At 45.7% G+C, this 21,693-nt stretch carries 20 protein-coding genes; 6 read left to right on the forward strand and 14 right to left on the reverse strand.

What is annotated here, in order from left to right:
* Positions 1 to 95: 95 nt before the first annotated feature.
* Positions 96 to 557: a peptidoglycan-binding protein LysM gene (gene lysM, locus FBF61_RS04075; RefSeq protein ID WP_138475870.1), complete on the forward strand. Its 462-nt coding sequence runs from the start codon at positions 96 to 98 to the stop codon at positions 555 to 557.
* A gap of 121 nt (positions 558 to 678) precedes the next feature.
* Here lysM and rplI read toward each other — a convergent pair whose 3' ends face one another.
* From rplI to FBF61_RS04095, 4 genes are all read right to left on the reverse strand, one after another.
* On the reverse strand, positions 679 to 1,125 hold the full coding sequence (gene rplI / locus FBF61_RS04080; RefSeq protein WP_138475871.1) for a 50S ribosomal protein L9: 447 nt from the start codon (positions 1,123 to 1,125) through the stop codon (positions 679 to 681).
* A gap of 20 nt (positions 1,126 to 1,145) precedes the next feature.
* Entirely contained in the window at positions 1,146 to 1,397 is a 252-nt protein-coding gene (gene rpsR / locus FBF61_RS04085; protein ID WP_138280541.1) for a 30S ribosomal protein S18, read from the reverse strand.
* A 3-nt stretch (positions 1,398 to 1,400) separates the two neighbouring features.
* A complete protein-coding gene (gene rpsF / locus FBF61_RS04090) occupies positions 1,401 to 1,781 on the reverse strand; it encodes a 30S ribosomal protein S6 (RefSeq protein WP_138475872.1) in 381 nt (126 codons plus the stop codon).
* A gap of 134 nt (positions 1,782 to 1,915) precedes the next feature.
* Positions 1,916 to 2,857 (reverse strand): DUF8428 domain-containing protein, encoded by a 942-nt coding sequence (locus FBF61_RS04095; protein ID WP_138475873.1) that lies wholly within the window; start codon positions 2,855 to 2,857, stop codon positions 1,916 to 1,918.
* 139 nt (positions 2,858 to 2,996) lie between these two features.
* On the opposite strand from FBF61_RS04095, the gene FBF61_RS04100 reads away from it, so the two are divergent.
* Positions 2,997 to 3,659 (forward strand): YggS family pyridoxal phosphate-dependent enzyme, encoded by a 663-nt coding sequence (locus tag FBF61_RS04100; protein ID WP_138475874.1) that lies wholly within the window; start codon positions 2,997 to 2,999, stop codon positions 3,657 to 3,659.
* Between the two features lie 27 nt (positions 3,660 to 3,686).
* Here FBF61_RS04100 and FBF61_RS04105 read toward each other — a convergent pair whose 3' ends face one another.
* The gene (locus tag FBF61_RS04105; protein ID WP_138475875.1) at positions 3,687 to 4,739 is read right to left on the reverse strand and encodes a glycosyltransferase family 9 protein; all 1,053 of its coding nucleotides are present in this window, start codon (positions 4,737 to 4,739) and stop codon (positions 3,687 to 3,689) included.
* A 187-nt stretch (positions 4,740 to 4,926) separates the two neighbouring features.
* Here FBF61_RS04105 and FBF61_RS04110 point away from each other — a divergent pair, with 187 nt between their 5' ends.
* The gene (locus tag FBF61_RS04110) at positions 4,927 to 5,304 is read left to right on the forward strand and encodes a DUF423 domain-containing protein (RefSeq protein ID WP_138475876.1); all 378 of its coding nucleotides are present in this window, start codon (positions 4,927 to 4,929) and stop codon (positions 5,302 to 5,304) included.
* A gap of 5 nt (positions 5,305 to 5,309) precedes the next feature.
* On the opposite strand, the gene rodA is transcribed toward FBF61_RS04110, so the two are convergent.
* The 4 genes from rodA to FBF61_RS04130 form a co-directional block, all read right to left on the reverse strand.
* A complete protein-coding gene (gene rodA / locus FBF61_RS04115; RefSeq protein WP_138475877.1) occupies positions 5,310 to 6,593 on the reverse strand; it encodes a rod shape-determining protein RodA in 1,284 nt (427 codons plus the stop codon).
* Positions 6,594 to 6,625: 32 nt separating this feature from the next.
* Complete coding sequence (gene mrdA, locus FBF61_RS04120) at positions 6,626 to 8,533, reverse strand: penicillin-binding protein 2 (RefSeq protein WP_138475878.1); 1,908 nt, start codon at positions 8,531 to 8,533, stop codon at positions 6,626 to 6,628.
* Positions 8,534 to 8,657: 124 nt separating this feature from the next.
* A complete protein-coding gene (locus FBF61_RS04125) occupies positions 8,658 to 10,229 on the reverse strand; it encodes an NFACT RNA binding domain-containing protein (RefSeq protein ID WP_138475879.1) in 1,572 nt (523 codons plus the stop codon).
* 29 nt (positions 10,230 to 10,258) lie between these two features.
* The gene (locus FBF61_RS04130; protein ID WP_310590260.1) at positions 10,259 to 11,353 is read right to left on the reverse strand and encodes a PLP-dependent cysteine synthase family protein; all 1,095 of its coding nucleotides are present in this window, start codon (positions 11,351 to 11,353) and stop codon (positions 10,259 to 10,261) included.
* A gap of 116 nt (positions 11,354 to 11,469) precedes the next feature.
* On the opposite strand from FBF61_RS04130, the gene FBF61_RS04135 reads away from it, so the two are divergent.
* Both FBF61_RS04135 and FBF61_RS04140 read left to right on the forward strand, forming a co-directional pair.
* Complete coding sequence (locus tag FBF61_RS04135; protein ID WP_138475880.1) at positions 11,470 to 11,751, forward strand: DUF8507 family protein; 282 nt, start codon at positions 11,470 to 11,472, stop codon at positions 11,749 to 11,751.
* Positions 11,752 to 11,776: 25 nt separating this feature from the next.
* Positions 11,777 to 12,139 (forward strand): PIN domain-containing protein, encoded by a 363-nt coding sequence (locus FBF61_RS04140; RefSeq protein WP_138475881.1) that lies wholly within the window; start codon positions 11,777 to 11,779, stop codon positions 12,137 to 12,139.
* A gap of 543 nt (positions 12,140 to 12,682) precedes the next feature.
* Here FBF61_RS04140 and FBF61_RS04145 read toward each other — a convergent pair.
* From FBF61_RS04145 to FBF61_RS04160, 4 genes are read right to left on the reverse strand one after another with little or no spacing between them, the layout of a single operon-like run.
* A complete protein-coding gene (locus FBF61_RS04145) occupies positions 12,683 to 14,257 on the reverse strand; it encodes a DHA2 family efflux MFS transporter permease subunit (RefSeq protein WP_138475882.1) in 1,575 nt (524 codons plus the stop codon).
* Positions 14,258 to 14,264: 7 nt separating this feature from the next.
* Entirely contained in the window at positions 14,265 to 15,377 is a 1,113-nt protein-coding gene (locus FBF61_RS04150; protein WP_138475883.1) for an HlyD family secretion protein, read from the reverse strand.
* 46 nt (positions 15,378 to 15,423) lie between these two features.
* Positions 15,424 to 16,764 (reverse strand): TolC family protein, encoded by a 1,341-nt coding sequence (locus tag FBF61_RS04155; RefSeq protein WP_229214907.1) that lies wholly within the window; start codon positions 16,762 to 16,764, stop codon positions 15,424 to 15,426.
* Positions 16,742 to 17,386, reverse strand: a complete 645-nt coding sequence (locus tag FBF61_RS04160) for a TetR/AcrR family transcriptional regulator (protein ID WP_138475884.1) — start codon at positions 17,384 to 17,386, stop codon at positions 16,742 to 16,744. Before FBF61_RS04160 ends, FBF61_RS04155 begins: the two co-directional genes overlap by 23 nt.
* A 309-nt stretch (positions 17,387 to 17,695) precedes the next feature.
* On the opposite strand from FBF61_RS04160, the gene FBF61_RS04165 reads away from it, so the two are divergent.
* The gene (locus tag FBF61_RS04165) at positions 17,696 to 21,088 is read left to right on the forward strand and encodes a zinc-dependent metalloprotease (protein WP_138475885.1); all 3,393 of its coding nucleotides are present in this window, start codon (positions 17,696 to 17,698) and stop codon (positions 21,086 to 21,088) included.
* Between the two features lie 16 nt (positions 21,089 to 21,104).
* Here FBF61_RS04165 and ruvC read toward each other — a convergent pair whose 3' ends face one another.
* Positions 21,105 to 21,689, reverse strand: a complete 585-nt coding sequence (gene ruvC / locus FBF61_RS04170; protein ID WP_138475886.1) for a crossover junction endodeoxyribonuclease RuvC — start codon at positions 21,687 to 21,689, stop codon at positions 21,105 to 21,107.
* Positions 21,690 to 21,693 lie beyond the last annotated feature (4 nt).

Genomic DNA, 21,693 nt, shown 5'->3' on the forward strand with positions numbered 1-21,693 from the left:
CCTTGGGCACAATTTTTGTTCCTTTAAACCTGTGGGCACATCCAGATATCAGACTTACTCACTTAATTTTTTATTCATTATTAAATTTCTTTATCATGGGTTTATTATCGTTTTTTAAAGGTGTTGGGGAAAAAGTATTTAAAAATGAAGAAACTACTGCAACTCCCACGCCCGAAGTCGAGCCACTGCGGGCCAGTGCTTTGCTTGCTCACGTCAAAGCGCTTAAACTCCCCTATAACAACCTGATAATCAGAACATCAGGTGACACCGTCAAGCTCGAAGGTGAGGTAGCCAAACAAGAGGATTCAGAAAAGATAGCACTCGCTGTGGGAAATGTAGAGGGCGTTCAAGTGGTTGATAATCGGCTCTCTGTTGCCACACCAGCGCCCGAAGCTACTTATCATACTGTCGAAAAAGGCGACACACTTTCTCAAATAGCCAAAACAATTTATGGCGATATGCTGAAATACCCGCTCATATTCGAAGCCAATAAACCGATGCTCACCGATCCGGACAAAATCTATCCGGGACAGGTGTTAAGGATACCGGCACCTTGAGGTGATTTGAATGATTGAATGACTGAATAAAAAAGGCCGATGGCCAAAAGCTGACAGCCTCGGATATAATGCAAAAAGGCAATCTTTCGATTGCCTTTTTGCATTATATCCGAGAAAACAATTAATCTTCTGCTGCAATTACGTTCAGAGCGATTTTATGTTTTACTTCTTTGTGCAAATCGATTAGCGCTGAATAAACACCAACAGATTTCACATCATCAACAGTAATTTTCTTACGGTCGATATCAAAACCTTTTGATTTCAAAATGTCTGCAACCTGTGTATTCGTAACACGTCCGAAGATACGGCCGCTTTCACCTACTACTGTGCGGATATCGATAGTCAGATCGCCGATCGCTGCTGCGATTTCTTCTGCATCTTTCTTAAGCTTTTCTGCTTTGTGCGAAGCCTGGCGCACGTTTTCAGCAACGATTTTGCGGTTAGAGGCATTAGCCAATAATGCAAATCCCTGAGGAATAAGGTAATTACGACCGTAACCTGCTTTCACATTTACGATATCGTTTTTATAACCTACACCTGCTATATCAGTTATTAGTATGATTTCCATTGTTTGTAGCTCTGTCTATATTATTTCAATTGATCAGCAACAAAAGGCAATAAAGCCAAATGACGTGCTCTTTTAATAGCCTGGGATACTTTACGCTGATATTTCAGGCTTGTTCCTGTCAGACGACGTGGCAAGATTTTTCCTTGTTCGTTTACAAGTTTCAACAAAAAGTCAGGATTCTTGTAATCGATATATTTAATGCCTGATTTCTTAAAACGGCAATATTTCTTGCGGTTAATGTTCTTTTCAACCGGTTCGTTTACTAATGACATAGCTTATGCGTTTTCGGTTTTAGATTCAGTAGATTCTTCTCTTTTCCTTCCTACCAGCCCCTTGCGTTTCTTTTCGTTGTAAGCAACGGCATGCTTATCAAGGGAGATAGTCATAAAACGCAAAATGCGCTCGTCACGACGGAATTCTGTTTCCAAAACATCAACCACGTTTCCTTCGCTTGCAGTGTACTCCACTACATGGTAGAAACCTGAATTTTTCTTTTGGATGGGGTAGGCCAGCTTGCGCAATCCCCAATTTTCTTCATGTACAATCGTAGCACCATTCGAGGTGATGATTGCAGTGAATTTTTCAACGGCGTCCTTTGCCTGGGCCTCAGACAAAATGGGAGTTAGAATGAACACCGTTTCATATTGCTTAGACATACGGTAATTGATTATAATAATTAAATAAAAAAACCTCACCTGGCATATACCAAAATGAGGGTGCAAAAATAGGGCTTGGAAATGTAAATTCCAAGCCCTATCGCCACATAACTTAAAGTTGTTCAGGCTAAACGTTACTTAACTGTAAAATCACCCTGCCCGATCTTGAAGCCTTCGCTGTAAACTTCAATAGAATATTTCCCGTCTTTCAGCGGAATTCCGCCGCGACCGTAGAAGATATCGACCGATTGTCCGGAATTATCAAAACTAATCGATTGTTTTGAACTGTAAATCAACTCTTTACCGCTAAACATAAACGAACCGGAGCCTGTCGCCATATCCGATAACACCGCTCCTTCCGGATCGAGGATTCTCAGGAAGAACTCTTTTTCGTTTTGCTTCGCAACGGCATTTTCGCCCAGTTTAAAATTGATCCTCAGCTTGTCGATCCGCTTTGCTTTGAATTTATCCCCTTTCCGCTCCTTGCCTTTGGAAGAAACTGCATTAACCGTGAGATTTTCGGCACGCAGGGCGGACGCAATATTGACTTTCTCGGTCAGCTCCCTGTTTTGAACAGAATAATTAACGACCGAATCCGAAAGCTGCTGACGCTCGGATTCCAGACCGGTAACCTTCTGGCTCAGTTCTTCATTCTTTGATTCCGCAATACCCAACTCCTGTCTTAACCTGGCTATTTCACCGTCTTTTTCGGACAGGGTCGTTTCATAGGATTTGATCTTCTTATTGTAATTAGCTGCTGAATAAGTATTTGCGTTTTTCAGTTCGCGTTTATCCTTTTCCAGCTGCGCTTTCATCGCCATCAGGGAATCGACACTTCCTCCAAGTTTCTGAATTTCAGCGATTTTTATATCGAGCTCAACGGAGATAGAATCCAGCTTGGTTTTAATAAATAGGACTTCTTCCGTTTTGGCTGTTATGATTTTGTCTTTGACTAAATTTTCCTGTTTCTCGTGATAGATAAAATAAACAAGCACCAAATTAAGCAATAGTAATACCGCGAGAGCGGCCCATAGAAGTGTTTTTCTGTCTTGCTTTTGTTCCTGGTTATAGTCCATAAATAAGGTTAAATTTTAAAATTCATTGGTAAAAGAACTATGTTTTTTTCAATTTTGAAATATGTCAACATCTATTTGTGGCTGCTGACAAATAATTTTTCGTTTCAAATCTTTAATAATCAAAAAAATAGTCTCCTGAATGTCAGCAATCGCGCAAAATATTGAACAAATTGAGAAAGGATTAAAACAGGATACTAAACTCATAGCAGTAACAAAAACCAAACCTGTGGAACTGCTGCTGGAAGCCTATAAGGCCGGCGCAAAACAGTTCGGAGAGAATAAAGTACAGGAAATGACCGCCAAATACGAAGCCCTGCCTAAGGATATCGTGTGGCACATGATCGGCCATTTACAAACCAATAAAGTAAAGTATATCGCCCCATTTGTATCCCTGATCCATTCTGTGGACAGTCCGAAACTCCTGAAAGAAATCAACAAAGAGGCAAAGAAAAACGACCGGATTATTAACTGCCTGTTACAAATCTATATTGCAAAAGAAGAAACAAAATTCGGGCTTTCTGACGCCGAGGCCGAAGAAATCATTCTTTCAAAGGAATTGTCTTCTTTTGAGAATGTCAGGATCGTCGGACTGATGGGTATGGCCTCCAATTGTGATGACCACGAGAAAATAAGAGCGGAATTCCGTCACCTCAAAAATCTTTTTGACTCCCTTAAAAAACACGACGGCGATCGCTCACAAATGCTGGAACTCTCGATGGGGATGAGCGGCGATTACGGTATAGCAGTCGAAGAAGGCAGCACCATGGTACGTGTTGGCAGCGCTATTTTCGGATCAAGGTAACATAGCGTTTCTGTACTTCTGCTACAATTACGGCCGTTTGCTTTTCAGCACTTCCTGGACTTTTTCTTGTACAAAACCGAAAGAAAGCTGTGAGCACGGAACGCCGGGTTGCCGGACAAAAACCGCATTTTCCTCTCTGCCGTACCCTCCCGAGTAAGGATTGTATTCAGAAAATTCATTGAGCGCGCCCATCAGGATCACGCCAAAGGTTCCCGTCGCATTCCCCAGATGCGACGGCCCGCTGTCCAGCCCGATAAAAAAAGCTGCCCTACGGATTACCTCTGCTGTTTCAAGGATCGACAATTTTCCGCAAAGATTGATATAGGCATCCGTCTTCACGGAAAGGTTACTTTTCAGCCCGATCTCCACGATCTTGTAGTCATAATGATCAGCCAGCCAAGCTACCAATTGCTCCCAACGGTCGGCGGGCCAGTCTTTAGGCGCGTAGTTGGACTGGCAATGAAGTACAATGAACTTTACAGGCAACTTTAAAGAATCTGCTTTGGCTACATGTTCGGGCTGCAGATAGAGCCTTGGCTGATCATCATCAGGAAATGCGCTGCGTTTGGGAATGAGATCCCCGGCCTGGGAAAAAACTTCGAGCAGGTTACCAAAGCTGAAATAGTTAAAAATACTGATCCTACGCTGCTGCGCAACCGGATTTTCGACGTATACATCGCATTTCGGACAATGGTTGTTATTCAGGAACTGCAGTTGGAACACTTTGTCAAAAACCTTGCTTTGCATTAGAACCTTTCTCTGGCTCACACAAAACTCTCTGAAAGTTTCATCTATAGAAGTGTTAAAATCAACCAGTTCGTGAAAGGCGGGCTTCACAAACCACACGATATATGCCGAAGGGTACAATGACCTGACGTATCGGGAAATCGGCTCGGCAGCAACAATATCACCAAAATGTTCCGTTCTGATGATGGCAATAAGCGGCTGGTCTTTCCTAAGCCCGAGCTTGATAAATCTGAAATGGACCCAGGCCTTGTACCCAAGCAAATGTGCCTTCAGAATGTGCGTATATTTATGATAACGGTGTGTCCAGAGCTGGATGAAGCGTTCTAACGTCATTTTTAAAAATCATTTCGCGCTGCCGCGATACCTGGCAATCCGCTTTAACTGAAAGCGCGCAAGATAACAAAATTTGCTTCAAAGAGTTGGTTACACTTCTTTCCCAACCTAACTTTACCCACAGGAAAAGCACCATTTTATTTAATGGTAACAAACCTGCTCAAACCACTACTTACCATCTGCGAAAATGAAATTTATGATTCAGGCGGGCGGAATACTCGGGGCACTGGCCGTTGCGCTGGGTGCTTTCGGAGCCCATGCTTTAAAAGGAATGCTGGAAGCTTCCGGCCGGACGGAAACTTTTGAAACCGCCGTAAAATACCAGTTTTACCACGCCATTGCAATGGTGCTCGTAGGTTTGCTGATGAAAGGTGCAGGAACGGACGCCGTCAAATTACTGGACTGGTCAGGAAATGCTTTTGCCGTGGGCGTGATCATTTTTTCAGGATCCTTATATGCAATCTGCTTTACAGGCATTACCAAATTTGGCGCAACTGCACCGATTGGGGGGCTCGCCCTGATCGCAGGCCGGGTACTATTGATCCTGGCAGCAGGGAAATTGTAACTTTTCTACCCTCTCGAAAGCGTAAACGGACGTTGTGCGTCGATTTTCAGGAATATAAAAAGCAGGATTGAAAACGACCACAGCGACGAGCCTCCGTAACTGAAAAACGGCAGCGGGATACCAATTACCGGCATCAGCCCTACTGTCATGCCAATGTTGACCAGGAAGTGGAAAAAGATGATCCCCGCCACGCAGTAGCCATATACGCGTGCAAACCGGCTTCGCTGTCGTTCTGCCAGGACGACAAGCCTGGCTATGAGTGACACAAATAGAATGACCACAAGCGCAGAGCCCAAAAAGCCGTGCTCTTCTCCGACCGTACAGAAGATAAAGTCAGTGCTCTGCTCCGGGACAAAATCAAACTTGGTCTGTGTTCCTTGCAAAAACCCTTTTCCGATGAAACCACCTGATCCGATCGCAATTTTGGATTGAATTACATTCCAGCCAATTCCCCGCGGATCCGAATCCGGGTCAAGTAATACCATGATCCTTCCTCTCTGGTGTTTCTGGAGCACATTATTCATGAAAAAATCCACACCAAAAACGATGCCGATCATGATAAACGCGACGAGTATCGTAGCCCACAATCCTCCTCTTCTTCTCGTCATCACCGGCATAAGCCAGATCACCAGGCATGCGATAACAACGATAGTACCTGCTATATACCACTTTACAAACAGCAGTGTAATGATCAGCAACGCAGCCATCGTCATGCCGATTGCCGGAATAAAACCAGGCATTCCTTCGCGGTACAAAACGATTGCAAATGATGCAAAAACCAGCATGGAACCGGTTTCATTGGAAAGCAATATCAAAAACGCGGGAAGCGCGATGATACCCAGGATCGGATAATAATCTTTGAACTTGCGCGTCAGGCTGATCGCCGGGTCGCTCAGGTATTTCGAAATGGCGAGGCTGATCGCAAGCTTGGAAAATTCCGCAGGCTGCAGGGAAATCGGCCCGAATTTTATCCAGGAACGGGAACCATTGATATTTGACCCGGCAAACAAAACCACCACCAGCAGAAAGATCACAACTGCATAAATGATAAAGGAAAAGCTTTCATAAAATTTGTAATCCACCACCAGGATACAAATGATCAGAACAGCCGCAGTACCTATCCACATCAGCTGTTTCCCGGCGTTGTTAGACAAATCGAACATACTCGTGTGCACTTCCGGATTATACACAGCAGCGTAAATATTTACCCAGCCGATCATCAGGCAAGCCAGGTAAATGAGCACCACTATCCAGTCTACATTCTTCGTTATGGGCTTATTCTCAGCCATATTATTTTATTAAGCTCTTTTTAATAGTCAACTTACTGGGCCACTGTCGAAGGCTGCACCGGAGTAACAGGAACAGCAGGTTTCTTTTTGGCTGTATCGACCGGCGGAACAGGCTTTTTCTGACCTGGCAATATTACCTTGCTCATATAGTCTGCCTTCAGCATATTGGCTTCCAGTGCCTTGTTGGTGATTTTCCGTGTCAGGTATTTTTCAATAATAAGGTTGGCAATCGGTGCCGCGGCCACACCTCCCGCACCTGCATTTTCCACAAAAACAGCGATCGCAATTTTCGGATCTTCAACCGGTGCAAAAGCTATAAAAATCGAGTGGTCGTCTCCCCGCTTGTTCTGCGAAGTCCCGGTTTTTCCGGCTATATTAATGCCCTGTACTTTTGACCTTCTCGCTGTTCCACCTTCCACGGCACCGATCATACCTTCAATGACAGGTTCGAAATATTGGGCAGAAACGCCGGTTTCATGACGCACTGTAAATTCAGGCTTCACTGTTTTTTTATCACCGATGCTGTGGATAACATGAGGTGTATAAAAATACCCTTTATTGGCAATAATAGCTGCCACATTGGCCATTTTAAGCGGAGTAATCAGCAGTTCACCTTCACCGATGCTCAACGAATAAATGTTGGAAAACTTCCACCTGTACTCACCGTAGTAGCGGTCGTAATATTTTTTGTTGGGTAAATTCCCCTTGTACTCGCTGGGAAGATCAATACCCAGGCGCTGACCTATACCAAATTTACTGATCCGGTCGTGCCATTCATCCAGGCCTGCTGCCGAGGCTTTAAATGTGTTTTTGATATTATTGTTATAGATCATCCGCCGGAACACATTGTAAAAGTACGGGTTACAGGAATGCATAACCCCCAATGCAACCGTCCCGGTAGCAGGGTGATTGTGGCAGCCCACCGGGCAATTGGCATGTGTAAAACCGCTCGATGGCGTGATAACACCTTCCTCCAGACCTATCAAAGCCTGGATCAGTTTGAAAGTAGATCCAGGCCGGTAACTTGCCATAACCGGCCTGTTAAACAGCGGCTTGTAAGGATTCCTGATCAGCGCTGCGAAATTCTTGGAGAAATATCTGCTGGCGAGGAGGTTCGGATCATAGGTAGGAGCAGAAACCATGGAAATGATCTGACCGGTTTTGGGTTCGATGGCTACCACACTTCCAACCTTGTTCACCATCAGGCTATCGGCATATTGCTGTACTTCCAGGTCGATCCCCGAATAAAGGTTTTCCCCTGCAACCGCCATGGTATCCAGCTCACCGCCTTTCCAGGGACCCTTATAGACTCCGCTCACGTTCTGCATCACAAACTTGGTCCCCCGCTTCCCCCTCAGTTCTTCTTCATATATTTTTTCAATACCACTCTGACCAATGTAGTCGCTCTGGCGATAATAAGGCTCCTCCTGCTTTTCCAGCTGACTTTTCGTGATCTCACTGACGTAACCGAGCGTATTGGCGAGCGTTGGCGCAGTATAGGTCCTAAGTGAACTTTTGGCAAACTCAAAACCGGAATAGTCCACCATCACATCCTGTATCGCCGCAAAATCCTCTTTAGAAAGCTGGCGTAGAAATAGCGAAGGTTTGACCCGGCTGTACGAGCTGGCTGCGTTCATCAAACTGTCAAAATCACGGCGCTCGATTCCCAACACCCGGCAAAAACGAAGTGTGTCGTCCACCTTGGCTTTGTAAGGCGTTACCAGCAAATCATAAACGGGAGTGTTGTAAACGATGAGCTTTCCGGTGCGGTCGTAGATCTGGCCCCGGAATGGAATTTCGATCACACGTTTGATGGAGTTGCTGGATGATTCTATGGAATAGCTGTCATCCAGAACCTGTAAGTAGAAAAGTCGCAATAAGTATATTAAACCTACTAAAGCAAAAAAACCAATGATGACAAAGCGACGATTTTCAAGCATTCTTCACAATAAATTCCTGTTCCCAAATTTCACACGAAGTTCGCTATAACCAAAGACTTATCAAAGCCCTATTCCCAGCGAAGGCCGATAAAAAAGTACAAATCCGAAGATATGTTGAAAAACGTCACTCCCCCTTCGCAACCACCATCACCACATCTTCCTTATCCACCACTACCGCTCCTTCAGGAAGTCCTTTGGGTTTCCGAACAAATTTTTTGGGCGTAAATATGACCGGGCACAGGGAATCATTTTTTCTTTTGGAGTAAAAAGCCGCCAGCTCAGCCGCCCGTTCAATAACCGGGGCCGGAAATTTCTTCCCCGGCTGATTTTTCACCACCACGTGAGAACCTGTTACATCCTTTGCATGCAGCCACAAATCCTCTTTGGATGCATATTGTTTGGTAAGCACATCATTGTTTTTTGCATTCCTGCCGATCAAGATCGTATATCCCAAAAACTCAACTTTCTTGAACAGCTCGTCGGTCGATATTGCAATTTTGCCTTGATCCAGACCATTATTTTTGATATAAACCCGCAGTTCACGGAGAACATCAATACCTTCAATTTTTTCAAGATGCTGCTGCGTTCTGGCTTTTTCAGCTTCTCTGGCTTGCAGACTATCGTTCAACCGCGCGATCTCTATCTTTTCATTCTTGCTTTTCCGGTAGTATCCTTCCGCATTTTTTTGAGCCGATAGCTCCTTTTTCAGTTTGATCGTGATCGGCTTCTCCCTGTAAAAGTCAAATAACTCGACCTTCTCGGCCCGGGCAGGAATTTCGTGAAGATTGGCCATGATGATATTCCCCAGTTCATCATTTTTCACCGCTTCTTCCAGCTCAACGAGTTTTTTGAAAGTGTTATCAAGATAATTTTCCGTCTGCTGGATCCTTTTTTTAAGAATACGCAGGATTTCTGCTTTCTCCTTTTCAATCCCGCTGAGCCTGATGTAGGCAATATAAAATCCGTTCAGAGCTTCGATCGGGTCATCATATTTTGTGATCAAGTCGCCGGTTTCAAATAGGGAAAGCACTGGGATCAGTTCAATTCTTGTAACATAAAAAAACGGCGATTCCAGTTCTCTTAACATATCCTGAATCACCGCCCATTTCTCCGTCGCCGATTCTCTGTCATGTAACAGAACATGCAGCCGCGCATTGACCAGTTTGCCAAAGGTTGGGAAAAGTGGTTCAAAACGCAGGCTATTTGCTACAAAAGCTTCGAAAGATTGGTCGATATACCTGTCAAGAGAAGCGAGGCTTAACAATTTATCAGCTGGCAATTTGTTGTTAAAAACCTGTAATACAACCCCTTCTCGGTCGTAAGAAATTAAATTCGAACGGTTTCCAAAAAGCTTAAAAACAAGTTTTCTGTTATCAGCAAAGCTGATCTGTACCGCACGTTCGTTTTCAAAAACACGGACATATTCAACTGCATTTCCTGCGAGATCGGTAAAAAGATTGACGCTATTCCTTCTCGCCCGGTCAAATTTGTCCGGAAAGCTCAGGCAGGCAAAATTAGATTTCAAAGCAGCCTTGATAAAAAAAACTTCTCCCGGATTTTCCTCCTCAGCGGACGCCGCAAATACAAGAATGATCTCATCCTTTTCCTGACTGAAAGCCTCGATGAAATATTTACCGGCCAGTTCGTCGTGAAGCCTCGGGGCAAGTTGTTTTAAAAAATAATAATTCTGGTGCACGGTTTCCTCTCAATGAATATAGGGCGAAATTAGACAGTTTTTCCCGGCGAACCAGTCAAAACAGAAAGATCGGTCATTTCCCGACCAACGCTGGCGAGCAATCCTTTTTCTTCCAGCCAGCTGTCATTGTAATAAGTATCCTGGTACCGCTCGCCCGAATCACAGATCAAAGTAACAATGGAACCGCTTTGCCCGAGGCTTTTCATATTTTCAGCAAGTTGCAGGGCGCCCCAGAAATTGGTCCCGGTAGATCCGCCCACCTTTCTGTGCAGTAGCTTGGAAAGGATATGCATAGCGGCGAAACTTCCCGCATCCGGCACGCGGATCATGTGGTCAACGATAGTTCGGATAAAAGAAGGCTCAACCCTTGGCCTCCCTATACCCTCGATCCGCGACCCATGTTCGCTGCAAAGTGATACATCATTGTTTTTCCAATATTCATAAAAAACCGAATTCTCTGGATCCACTACACATATCCGGCTTTCGTATCTTTCATATCTGACAAACCGCCCGAGTGTTGCCGACGTCCCTCCAGTTCCGGCGCCTGTGACTATCCAGGCGGGAACGGGATGGACTTCACGCTGCATTTGCCTGAAAATAGACTCTGCAATGTTGTTGTTCCCGCGCCAGTCGGTAGCCCGCTCGGCATAGGTGAACTGGTCCATAAAATGACCGTCGCTGGCAGCAGCCAATTTCCGGGAAACTTCGTATACATCGGCGGGATGGTTCACAAAATGGCATTTTCCGAAATAAAACTCAATCGCCTGGATCTTGTCCTGGCTCGTTGATTTCGGCATGACTGCAAAAAAAGGCAGCCCAAGTAATCGCGCGAAATATGCCTCCGACACAGCCGTAGAGCCACTCGATGCTTCTACGATCGTGGTACCTTCCTGGATCCAGCCATTACAAAGCGCGTATAAAAACAGAGACCTGGCCAGGCGGTGTTTCAGGCTGCCCGACGGGTGCGTGGACTCATCTTTAAAATAAAAATCGATATCAGGGAAAAGAGGAAGTTTCAGCGGGATCAGATGTGTATCGGCAGAACGGAGATAATCCGCCTCGATCTTCGCCACCGCCCCGGAAATCCAGGAGGAATGTAAAGAATGTGTGTTGATGGTATGCACGATGATAATGTTTGATAACGAAGCAAAGAACTAAAAATTAATGCAATTGTAAGGTGCGTGAATCAGTACTATTCGTGAAAATATGTTGTTGAGAATGGAGAAAAGTAATTTGTATCTTGACAACCCGAACATTTCCGCAAAGTATCGTGATCGGACTAAAAATAGATGAGATGGAACAGGCGACAAAATTAAATTCAATGCAGCTGTTTATGGTCAAAATCTTTGATAAACAGCTTATTAGCACGCAGGAGACGGAAATCAAGCAACTTCTATCAGATTATTTTGCCAAACAGATTGACACCGAAATGGATGAAATCTGGTCTGAAAAAGGCTTGTTACAAAAAGATCTGGACGATGCGCTGCTATCGCACAGACGAACCGAATACAGAGATCAGTAATAATGATCCTGGTTATTGACACCAATTGCCTGATGATAAGTATACCCCGGCTTTCCGCCACGAGTGGCTATTTGATGCCTTGAAATCAGGTTCATTCGACTCCGGGATTTCTACCGAAATGATCGGTGATTTTTATTCTGCAAATCTAGCTGCAAATGTTGTAGAGTTGCTTCCTAACCTCACCAATTCCGTTTGGGTGACGCCATTTTATAAATGGAATTTAATTCATGAAGACCCGCACGATAATAAATATGTGGATGGTGCGATAGCATGTCAGGCTGACCATATCATTTCGCATGACAAACACTTCAATGTCCTCAGCAAAATCCCTTTTCCAAGGATGCCTGCTCTGAATATGAATGAATTAAAAGCAATTTTGCTTGCTTAATCGCTAAGTGATTTATTCTCTCATCCGTGACTTCTTGTTTTTAAAATAAGCCCTCCAAAAAGCCCGGAGGGCTGACATTCTTATAGCAAAAACGAATATCCAGCATAATTTGAACCCCGTCAGGGGTGACATTATTTCGATTTAAAGCGCTCACAGAGAAGCCCTCCAAAAAAGCCCGGAGGGCTGAAATGATTATAACGAGATAAATATTCCGAGCGAGTTGTTTGAATTTCCCTAGCCTTGAGTTATTTATCCACTTTCCAAGACTTCTTTTATGAGAAGCCCTTCAAAAAGCCCGGAGGGCTGACATTCTTGTAGCAAAACGAATATCCAGCATAATTTGAACCCCGTCAGGGGTGACATTGTTTCAATTTAAAGCGCTCAAAGAGAAGCCCTCCAAAAAAGCCCGGAGGGCTGAAATTCTTGTAGCAAAAACGAATATCCAGCGTAATTTGAACCCCGTCAGGGGTGGCATAGTGCAACAAAAGAAGCTTCCCCACTAGCGGAAAGCTTCTTCAATATTACCTACACTTAACTTAACAATTAATGCATTGCAGAGGCGTCAATTTTGGCTTTTCCGCTGCGGGTCCATAATACGAACGGCACGCATATCAGAAACAATACACCCAGATAAAGGAACACATCCATATACGACATGACCAAAGCCTGCTTGGAAACGGTAAAATCGAGGATCTTGTAACCGCTTTGCAATGCAATATCCGAGCTCATCCCTTTTGCCATAAACGAATGCTGCAAACCCTCAACCCGCTGCTGAACCGCAGGGTTATTGATATCCAGCTTGCTTACCAGGTCGTTCCGGTGGACCATGTTCTGGCGGGCAATATAAGTTGTGATCACCGCCACCCCGAATGAACCACCCAGCTGACGCATCATACCCGTAAAAGCAGCGCCCTCTCCTATTTCCCGTCCTTTCAGCGTTGACAATGCGAGGGTTGTAATGGGTACAAAAAGCAATCCTAACCCAATCCCTCTGACAATAAGCATATTAAAAAATGCGTCCTTGCCGGTATCCGGTGTCAGGATCAGATATCCCCAATAGCTGTAAATAAAGAAGAATATCATGCCGATAGCCACCAGGTATTGTTGTTTCACGCCGCGCTGTAAGAGCTGCCCTACGACAGGCATCATCATGGCAGTCACGATTGCCGCGGGCACCATAAGCATACCCGACTGGGTAGCTGTCCAACCGAGCGTGGCCTGCGTATAAAGCGGGATAATGAAAGTCGACCCATACAAACCAAAGCCGAGGATGAACGAAAGAACTGTCCCTACCCTGAGATTTCCATTTGACAAAACCCTCAGGTTAACGATCGGATTTTTATAAGTCCATTCACGCCAGATGAAAAAGAAGAAACCAAAAACAGCCGTAATCGTCAAAAGCACAATGATTTCGTCATTGAACCAATCCTCTTCCTGTCCTTTTTCCAGGACATATTGCAGAGAGCCTACCGAAATAGCCAGCAACCCGATTCCCAACCAGTCAATTTCACTGCCCGATTTCTTTTCAGAGTATTTCGGGCTCTTTACAAATTCAATGGTAAGCAGCGCTGCAATGATACCCAGCGGAATATTGATATAAAAAATATAGGGCCAGCTGTAATTGTCTACAATGTAACCTCCCAGCGGCGGTCCCAATGTTGGGCCTACAATCACACCCAATCCATAAATGGCTTGCGCGATCCCGCGTTTTTCGGGCGGATAACTTTCTGTGATCAGCGTTTGCGCGGTTACCAGCAAGGCACCTCCGCCAAGACCCTGTATCAGACGAAAAAATACCAGCTCCCAGATATTATCAGCGTTCCCGCACAGAAATGAGGCAACGGTGAATATCATAATGGACGCGGCAAAATAGTTGCGCCGGCCAAACTGCTGCGAAAGCCAGCTGGTCATCGGCACAATGATCACGTTTCCAATGGCATAGGCCGTAATCACCCAGCTCACTTCGGACAATGTGCCGCCCAGATTTCCCCGCATGTCGTTCAGCGCCACGTTTACAATCGTGGTATCCACGATTTCCAGCAAAGCACACAACACTGCGGTGACTGTGATGATGACCCTTCGAAAGCCATATTCAACGAGTGATTCCTGTAATTCCATTGTACTGTTAATTTAGCTCAACATCCACAAACACATTCATTCCCGGACGCAATTCAGCAATACGCTGGTCCTGTGCTTGTGTAAATTCGATTCTTACCGGCAGGCGTTGTACCACTTTCACAAAGTTTCCGCTGGCATTATCAGGAGGCAGCAGCGCGAAACGTGCACCGGTTGCCGGCGAGAAAGATGCTACCGTTGCTTCAAATTCATGATCCGGATATGCATCTACATGTACCTTTACTTTCTGACCCAGTTTCATTTTAGTCAGCTGGGTTTCTTTGAAATTCGCTACCACCCAAGGTTCTGACGTGGAAATGATGCTGAAAAGCGACTGTCCGGCCTGAAGATATTGTCCGAGCTGTGCATTCACTTTAGAAACGCGGCCATCGGCAGGTGCAGTGATCACGGTATAAGACAGGTTCAGTTTCGCATTGTCGATATCCGCCTGACGCGCCTTGATATTGGCGTTGGCAACGCTGGTCTGCTCGGAAGTAGCGCGTGTCTGTTTGCCAGCGGCTTTTGCCTGACGTTCTGCTGCATTTTTCTGTGCAACGAGCACTGCCAGCTGACGTTCCGCTTTTTGCTTGGTGGCCGAAGCCTGCTCAAATTCCTGCTGCGTAATCGAGTGGTCTTTGATCAGGTTTTCATATCTCGCAAAATCCTGGTTCGCTCTCCATACATTCACTTTTGCTTCCTCGATCTGCGCTTCCACGATCGATACATTGGCCTGATACGTAATCCCGCTTGCCTCGGAAGCCGTGGTAGTTGCATTGGCAAAAGTCAGGTTTCCGCGTGAACCTGCCAGAGCGGCTTCCGCCTGTTCGAGTTTGATCTGCTGATCGCGGTCATCGAGGACGATGAGCGTATCTCCTTTTTTTACTGCCTGGTTATCTTTAACCTTGATTTCCGTTACATAACCTGAGATTCTCGGGATTACCGGACTGATGTTGGCGTCGATCTGCGCGTCGTCTGTTTCTTCGTGGTGCAGCCCGTGGTTATATTTGGTAAAACCCCATGTTCCGCTCACTGCGATCAGTAACCCGAGAATGATGATGAAGCGATAGTTTTTCTTTTTGGGTTCGGCTTCGCCTGCAACCGGTGTTTTTTGATTGGTTTCCATATAAAATCTAATGATTGAATTTTGAATGATCGGGTAACGACATGCCTTAATTAATGACGCCGGCTGTCTGTTCCAGTTTTTTGTATGCTACGATCGCATCTGCCTTTGCTGATTCATAATTGATACGCGACTGCACCTGGGCGACATCTGCATCCAGCAACTCAGTGGTGGTTACCAGGCTGTTATCGTATTTGTTTTTAGTAATCCTGTAATTTTCGTCTGCCTGCTCCACAGCTTTTGCATACACATCTATTTTTCTTTTGCTCAATACATAATTGTAGTAGGCCGTATTGACTTCCAGATGAATCTTGTCTGCCAGGATCTGCTCATTGGTTTTCAGCTGGTAAACATGCGTCTTGGCCTGGGCAATTTTCGCACCCGATTTCCATAGCGACCCGATGTCATATTTCAGTCCGATACCGGCGTTCATCGCATTGGGTATCACTGCGACACCCGGAATATTGAGGGCAACGTAACCGGCCGTCAGCGCGACACTTGGGTAAAAATCAGCTTTCGCTACGCGGATATCCGAGTCGGCAGCTTTCTGACGGATGCCGTTGGCGGCAAAATCTTTTCTGTGTGTGAGCGCAGTTTGTTCCCATTCTGTGGCAACACCTTCGTCTTTGAGATTGATAAAACTCGCCGAATCCGCTGCAAGTGAAGTATTTTCGGGCAGCCCCAGCATCAGGTCCATATTGATCGTCGTGATTTTCAGGTCATTTTCAGCGTCGAGCAAGGCCAGCTCCACATTGGATTCCTGTAATTTGGCTTTCATCAGGTCGTTCCGGGCAAGCATACCATTTTTTTCACGGTTGGTAAATTCAGCCACCCGCTCGCGCTCGCGTCTCAGGTTTTCAGCGACGAGATCTACCGATTTTTTGGCCTTGTATAAATTGCTGTAAGCTGAAACAGCATTTTGGATGATCGCATCCCGGTCGCTCTCGGCGTCCAGCTTTGCAGCCTGTTCGAGGTAATGCGCCGACTCCAGTCCGTACTTGAACCTGAACCCCGAAAAAATCGGGAGAGAGGCGCTTGCCATTCCGTACATCGCCTGATTTACTTTGGGAGTACTGTTTTCAGAACCTCCCGTACTGTCGCTGCTCTGACCGATCTTAAGATTAAGATTCGGGGTGTTCAAACGCAGATAGGAACCCGAAACACTCAGACTCGGCAACTGGTTTTCCTTGATCTGGCGGATGTTCAGTGCCGCGATATCTACGTTTGTCTGGCTCAATTTAAGTTGTTTGCTATTCTGTAAACTCATTGAAATGGCTTCTTCCAGCGTAAGTGTGCGCGGGGTTTGGGCATATGAATGAGAGGCTGTGACGATCAGAACTATTCCGGTAGCCACATAAACCATTCTTTTAATCCTGGCTGAGGTGTTCATTGGTAACTGTTGATTTGAATAAATTTTTAAGATGCTGGCTCAGTTTGCGTTTCAGGTATTTCTGAAATTCCTCTTCACTCATTTTTTCCAGATTATTGATTTTCCTGAAAAACTCCTGGGTAGCAAGTGCCTGGTTGATAGTTCCGTAAAGCGTGGTCGTCATCAGGCTCATATCGATATTTTTGCGAAAGGCGCCGGTGGCCTGCCCCTCTTCAATCAACTGTTTCATCAACCCTATGTTCTGCATTTTAAGGTCCATGATCTGATCGGAAATAATGGGCGTACGTTCCGATGAAAGCTGTTCCCGCATCATAATATTGTGGAAGCATTGGTTCCCCATCAGGCGCTCTACCGCACTTTCTACCATCACGTATATTTTCTGGATCGGGCTCAGGTCGTCGTTGTGCAGCAGGGTTTCCAAACGGAGGCGGGTTTCTGAAATACGCAGCTGAAACAAGGCTTCGATCAGCTTTTCCTTTGACCCGAAATAATAGGATATCATGGATACATTTACATCCGCTTCCTGTGCTATATCCCTCACAGACGTTCCTGCAAAACCTTTCTGGGCAAAAAGCCGCTCGGCTACCTCGATAATCTGCAATTGTTTGACATTGTATTCCATAGCATTACATCACTAACAGGTTTAATGTGAATGACTTCGTTAATGACGATGCAAAGATAAAAGGGGTAAAAATAAAAATCAAACGACTGTTTGATTTTATCAAACAAACGTTTGATTAGTCGAAGCATTTATTGAATTAGTACCATTAAAAATTTTTTAATGTGAATGCTGGTCAGCCAAGCGGCCGATTTACAGCATTTCCAGCAAATTGTAGTAAAACTTTGCAACGCACACCTATTAATTCTTGTCCTATATTTACAAGGAATAATAACATAGGCCCTGAAATATAAATACGCTTCCTATCAACTTATGAAACCATCTTTTACCTGGAAAGTCTTCCTGCTGCTCCTTCTTTCAGGCGTGGCAAAACACACCGCCGCCCAACAGGTCCCTTCCTGCGGCACACCGGACTCTGCAGTAGCAGACTACCTCGAAAAATATGCGAAAGTGAAGGACCTGACGCGGGCGCGTGCTGCCAGCGAAGACAAACTGGAGTACCGGCTGGCTCTGGACATCAACTACAAAACTTACCTTTCATACAATGGAGACAAGTCCCTGATCACCAAAGCGGCACATGAATTTATTGAAAAAGCTTCGGCTGTGTTTGAAAAAGAAGTCAACATAAAACTTACCATCACAGACATACTGATCTGGGATAAACCTGAACCTTATCCGCTGGAACAGGATATCGATTACTTCAACAATGTACTGATGTACTGGAGTGCAAACCGGTTCACCGAGAGAGATGCCGTTGTGAGCCTTTCAAACAGGTATGGCTGGTTTTACGGCGGATACCGCATGGCTTCATCCAATTTCCCCGTACCCCAGGATCCGGAAGTGACGGTGGATCTTTTGTGCCATGAACTCGGCCATACCCTCGGTTCCCCGCATACCCACAATTGCTCCTGGCCCGGCGGCCCGATCGATCGTTGTACGGTACTGGAGGGCGTCAGTAATGAATGCCAGGACGGTTATTCTCAGAACGTGAACGGTTCGATTATGTCCTACTGCCGGTCGGTGCTCAGCTTTCATCCGCTCTGCCAGAACCTGATGCGGGACTATGCGGAGGGAAAGGTCACAAACGAATTCAAGCTCAATGCGCTGGTCACCAAACCGGCGGTACCGCAGAGTGTTTCTTTGCACGACGCTTTGTACAGCAGCATTTCCAACACGCCTACCTTTGAATGGAAAGCACCGTTGTATGCAGATAAATACCGTTTTCAAATCGCCAGGGACGTTTCGTTTTCACAAATTGTCGAAGATACCATCGTCCGGCAATCGCTGTTTCAGTCTGTGGGCCAGAATGCGGGCAGTTATTTTGCAAGATTAAGTGCCGAAAATATGGCAGGTACGGAAGGCTGGACCTACCCTGTATCTTTCAATATTCCTCCGTTCTCGGAGGCCAGTACCGCACCTTTGCTTCTGAACGTCAGGCTGGATAACCTCGGTTTGATCACCGGTTATTTTCGCCCATATAGCAATATAGATTCCTACGAAATCGAGGTAATTGACCAATGGAACCCCAGCACCAATGCTACCCATCAACTGGCAGCTACCGGCTCTGCCAGACAGGCTTTTCAGGTTCCGCTGAACAAATATCTGGGGGGAAGGTACAGCATCAGACTTCGTGTCCGCCAAAATAATACATGGAGCCAGTGGTCTTTTCCCAGCTTTTTGTACTACCCGGGCAACAGTACGTTGGCACGTGAAACCAATCTCACCGGCATTTCCAGTTCGGCTATGCTGGCCACAGATGCCAATTTTTCTTACATGCATTCCGGGATGAAACAAAGCATAGAGATCTCCACGGACGCATCATTCAGCAATATCATTTACAAAGATTCAGCAGCATTTAATCAAATGAACGAATGGCGGACAACCCGGAGCATTTTCATGCCCGAGCTTGAAGAAAGTACCTCCTACCATGTCCGCACCAGGTTAAACTGGCTACAGGGAGTGTACACAAAATGGATGAACTACACATTAAATACAGGATACAATGACCAGCGTTTCAGCTTTGTGACCCAGGTTTCCCCAATTCTTGGATATATGACGATCAGAAGGGACTGGGCGGTTAAGAACAGGTTTTATACCGCTGGCAACAAGTTATACGTCTATGATGTGTCCAGCGGATATTTTTCTACCACCGACCTGAAAAACTGGCAGAGTGTAAACGCAGCCACAACAAAAGGGAAAACTCCCAGCAGCATGAATTTCTTCGGGGCGGCAGCCGGTGGAGAAGAGTACATCATGGATTTCAATAACGTACTTTGGAAAAAGTCTGGTGATACCTTCGAATCGTACCCTATGCCCCAGTACTTCTATAATGATGAGCCTGCTGCTATTGTAGCTACCAAAAATGCGGGGTTATTTATCAGAACATACAGCCGGGGAGTAGCGCGGTTTCAAAATGGTTCCTGGCAGTTTTACGATCAGGCAAGCCTTAATTCCAACAAGGCAATCTGCGTAGAAATGAATTCCGCAGACCAGGTGTGGGCGATTATGGATAATGGCGGGGTGTGGTCATTGCAGAATAACCAGTGGATTTCCCAACCCTTTTTCCCAAATACCGAGGGACTAAAAGGGATCGCTTTCGACAATGAACAAACTTGTTACGCTTACGGCGACTGGGGCGTGGTGCGATTGAACAAAACAAGCCAGCGCTGGGAAAGAATCGAACAATTAACCTATTACCCTGTGCAGAAAATTATTTTTGATAAAAACAACCAGCTGTGGGCGGCTACCTACAAGTTTGTCGGGCTGGAAGCCCAGGATTATGATGGGTATTCGCTCATCAAAATGAAAGACAACAAGACAAGCGTTTACGGTGACGGGCTGAATTTCCTGAAAGAACCTTTTGACATTACTTTTTTCCACGATCAGCTGCTCATTCTCACCAGCGGAGGCGAAATTCATACTTTTGATGAAAATAAGATCCAGCGGTTTGAACCCAAAGCCAGCTATTGTACGGGGGAAAGCCTGTCTGTGACCGTCACTTCCAATTCTACTTTTGCCAAAGATAACCAGTTTGGTTTCTCACTGATCAATACCGCAAATGGACACCAGATATCCCTTCCGGTAACCATGCAATCCGGAAACGAGCTCAGTACCATTTTGCCTGATACCATTAAAAATGGGAGTTACCGGCTTCGCACCCATACAACTAATCCTGAAATCGTCAGCAATGAAAGTGAAGCTTTTCTTGTAGCGCCGCCGGTGCCAGCCGAAGTAAGCAAAGTCGAAACGGGAAGGTTCAAAACCACATTGATTGCGAAAGAGGGTGCCGGGTTATCCTACCAGTGGCAGGTCAATGGGGCGGATATTGTCAATGCAACCGGCAAGTCGCTCGTAGTCGACAAATCCGGGGAATATTCTCTTACGCTGACGAATACTGCCGGCTGTAAAACAAAATCCGGGCTTATTCCGGTAACGCTGGACCAGCCCGGCGAAATTACTTTGCTGCAGAATACACCTAACCCCGCAGGTGCCTCCACAGAGATCGCATTTTACCTTCCCCAGGCTCAGGACATACAACTGGATTTGTACAACAGTACCGGCCAGAAGGTGGCGCAGTTAAAAAAAGGCAGCTTCGGTCCGGGCTGGCACTTCGCAGAAATAAACGGAAATGGGATTCCATCAGGCATATATGTATACCAGCTGGAAGCGGGACAATTCAGAAAATCGCTGAAAATGGTCAGGTAAGTGCGGAAATTCCGGGTCACTTTATCCGGCCCGGGTTTTCTGTTACAAAAGCGCCCCAGCCTCCTTTTTTAGATTTTTTGGAACTCCCCGATGCCACTGCGGCCGGAGAATTGGCATGATACTGATGACAAATCGCGATGGCAATCCCGTCGGTAGCATCCATAAATTCCTTACTGAGCTCCATTTTAAGGATTTTTTCCAGCATATAGGCCACTTGTTCTTTGGAAGCGCTACCGCTGCCGGTCACCGACTGTTTCACTTTTTTGGGTGAGTACTCTACTATGGGAATGTTCCGGGCCAACGCCGCCGCCATAGCCACGCCCTGTGCGCGACCGAGTTTGAGCATGGACTGGGGATTTTTTCCGTAAAACGGATCTTCAATCGCCATTTCATCGGGCAGGTAATCCTCGATCAGCTGGGAGATGCGTTCAAAGATTTTCTTCAACTTCAGTTCGTGGGTAGTATATTTGCTCAGATGAATCACACCATACTGAACCAGCGAGATTTCCTGACCTTTCACCGATATTACCCCGTAACCCATCACCTGGGTACCGGGATCCACTCCAATAATCACCTTTTCGGTAGCGTCGGCCTGCTGCATTCTA

It is taken from the genome of Dyadobacter bucti (genome assembly GCF_005869225.1).
GTDB lineage: Bacteria > Bacteroidota > Bacteroidia > Cytophagales > Spirosomataceae > Dyadobacter > Dyadobacter bucti.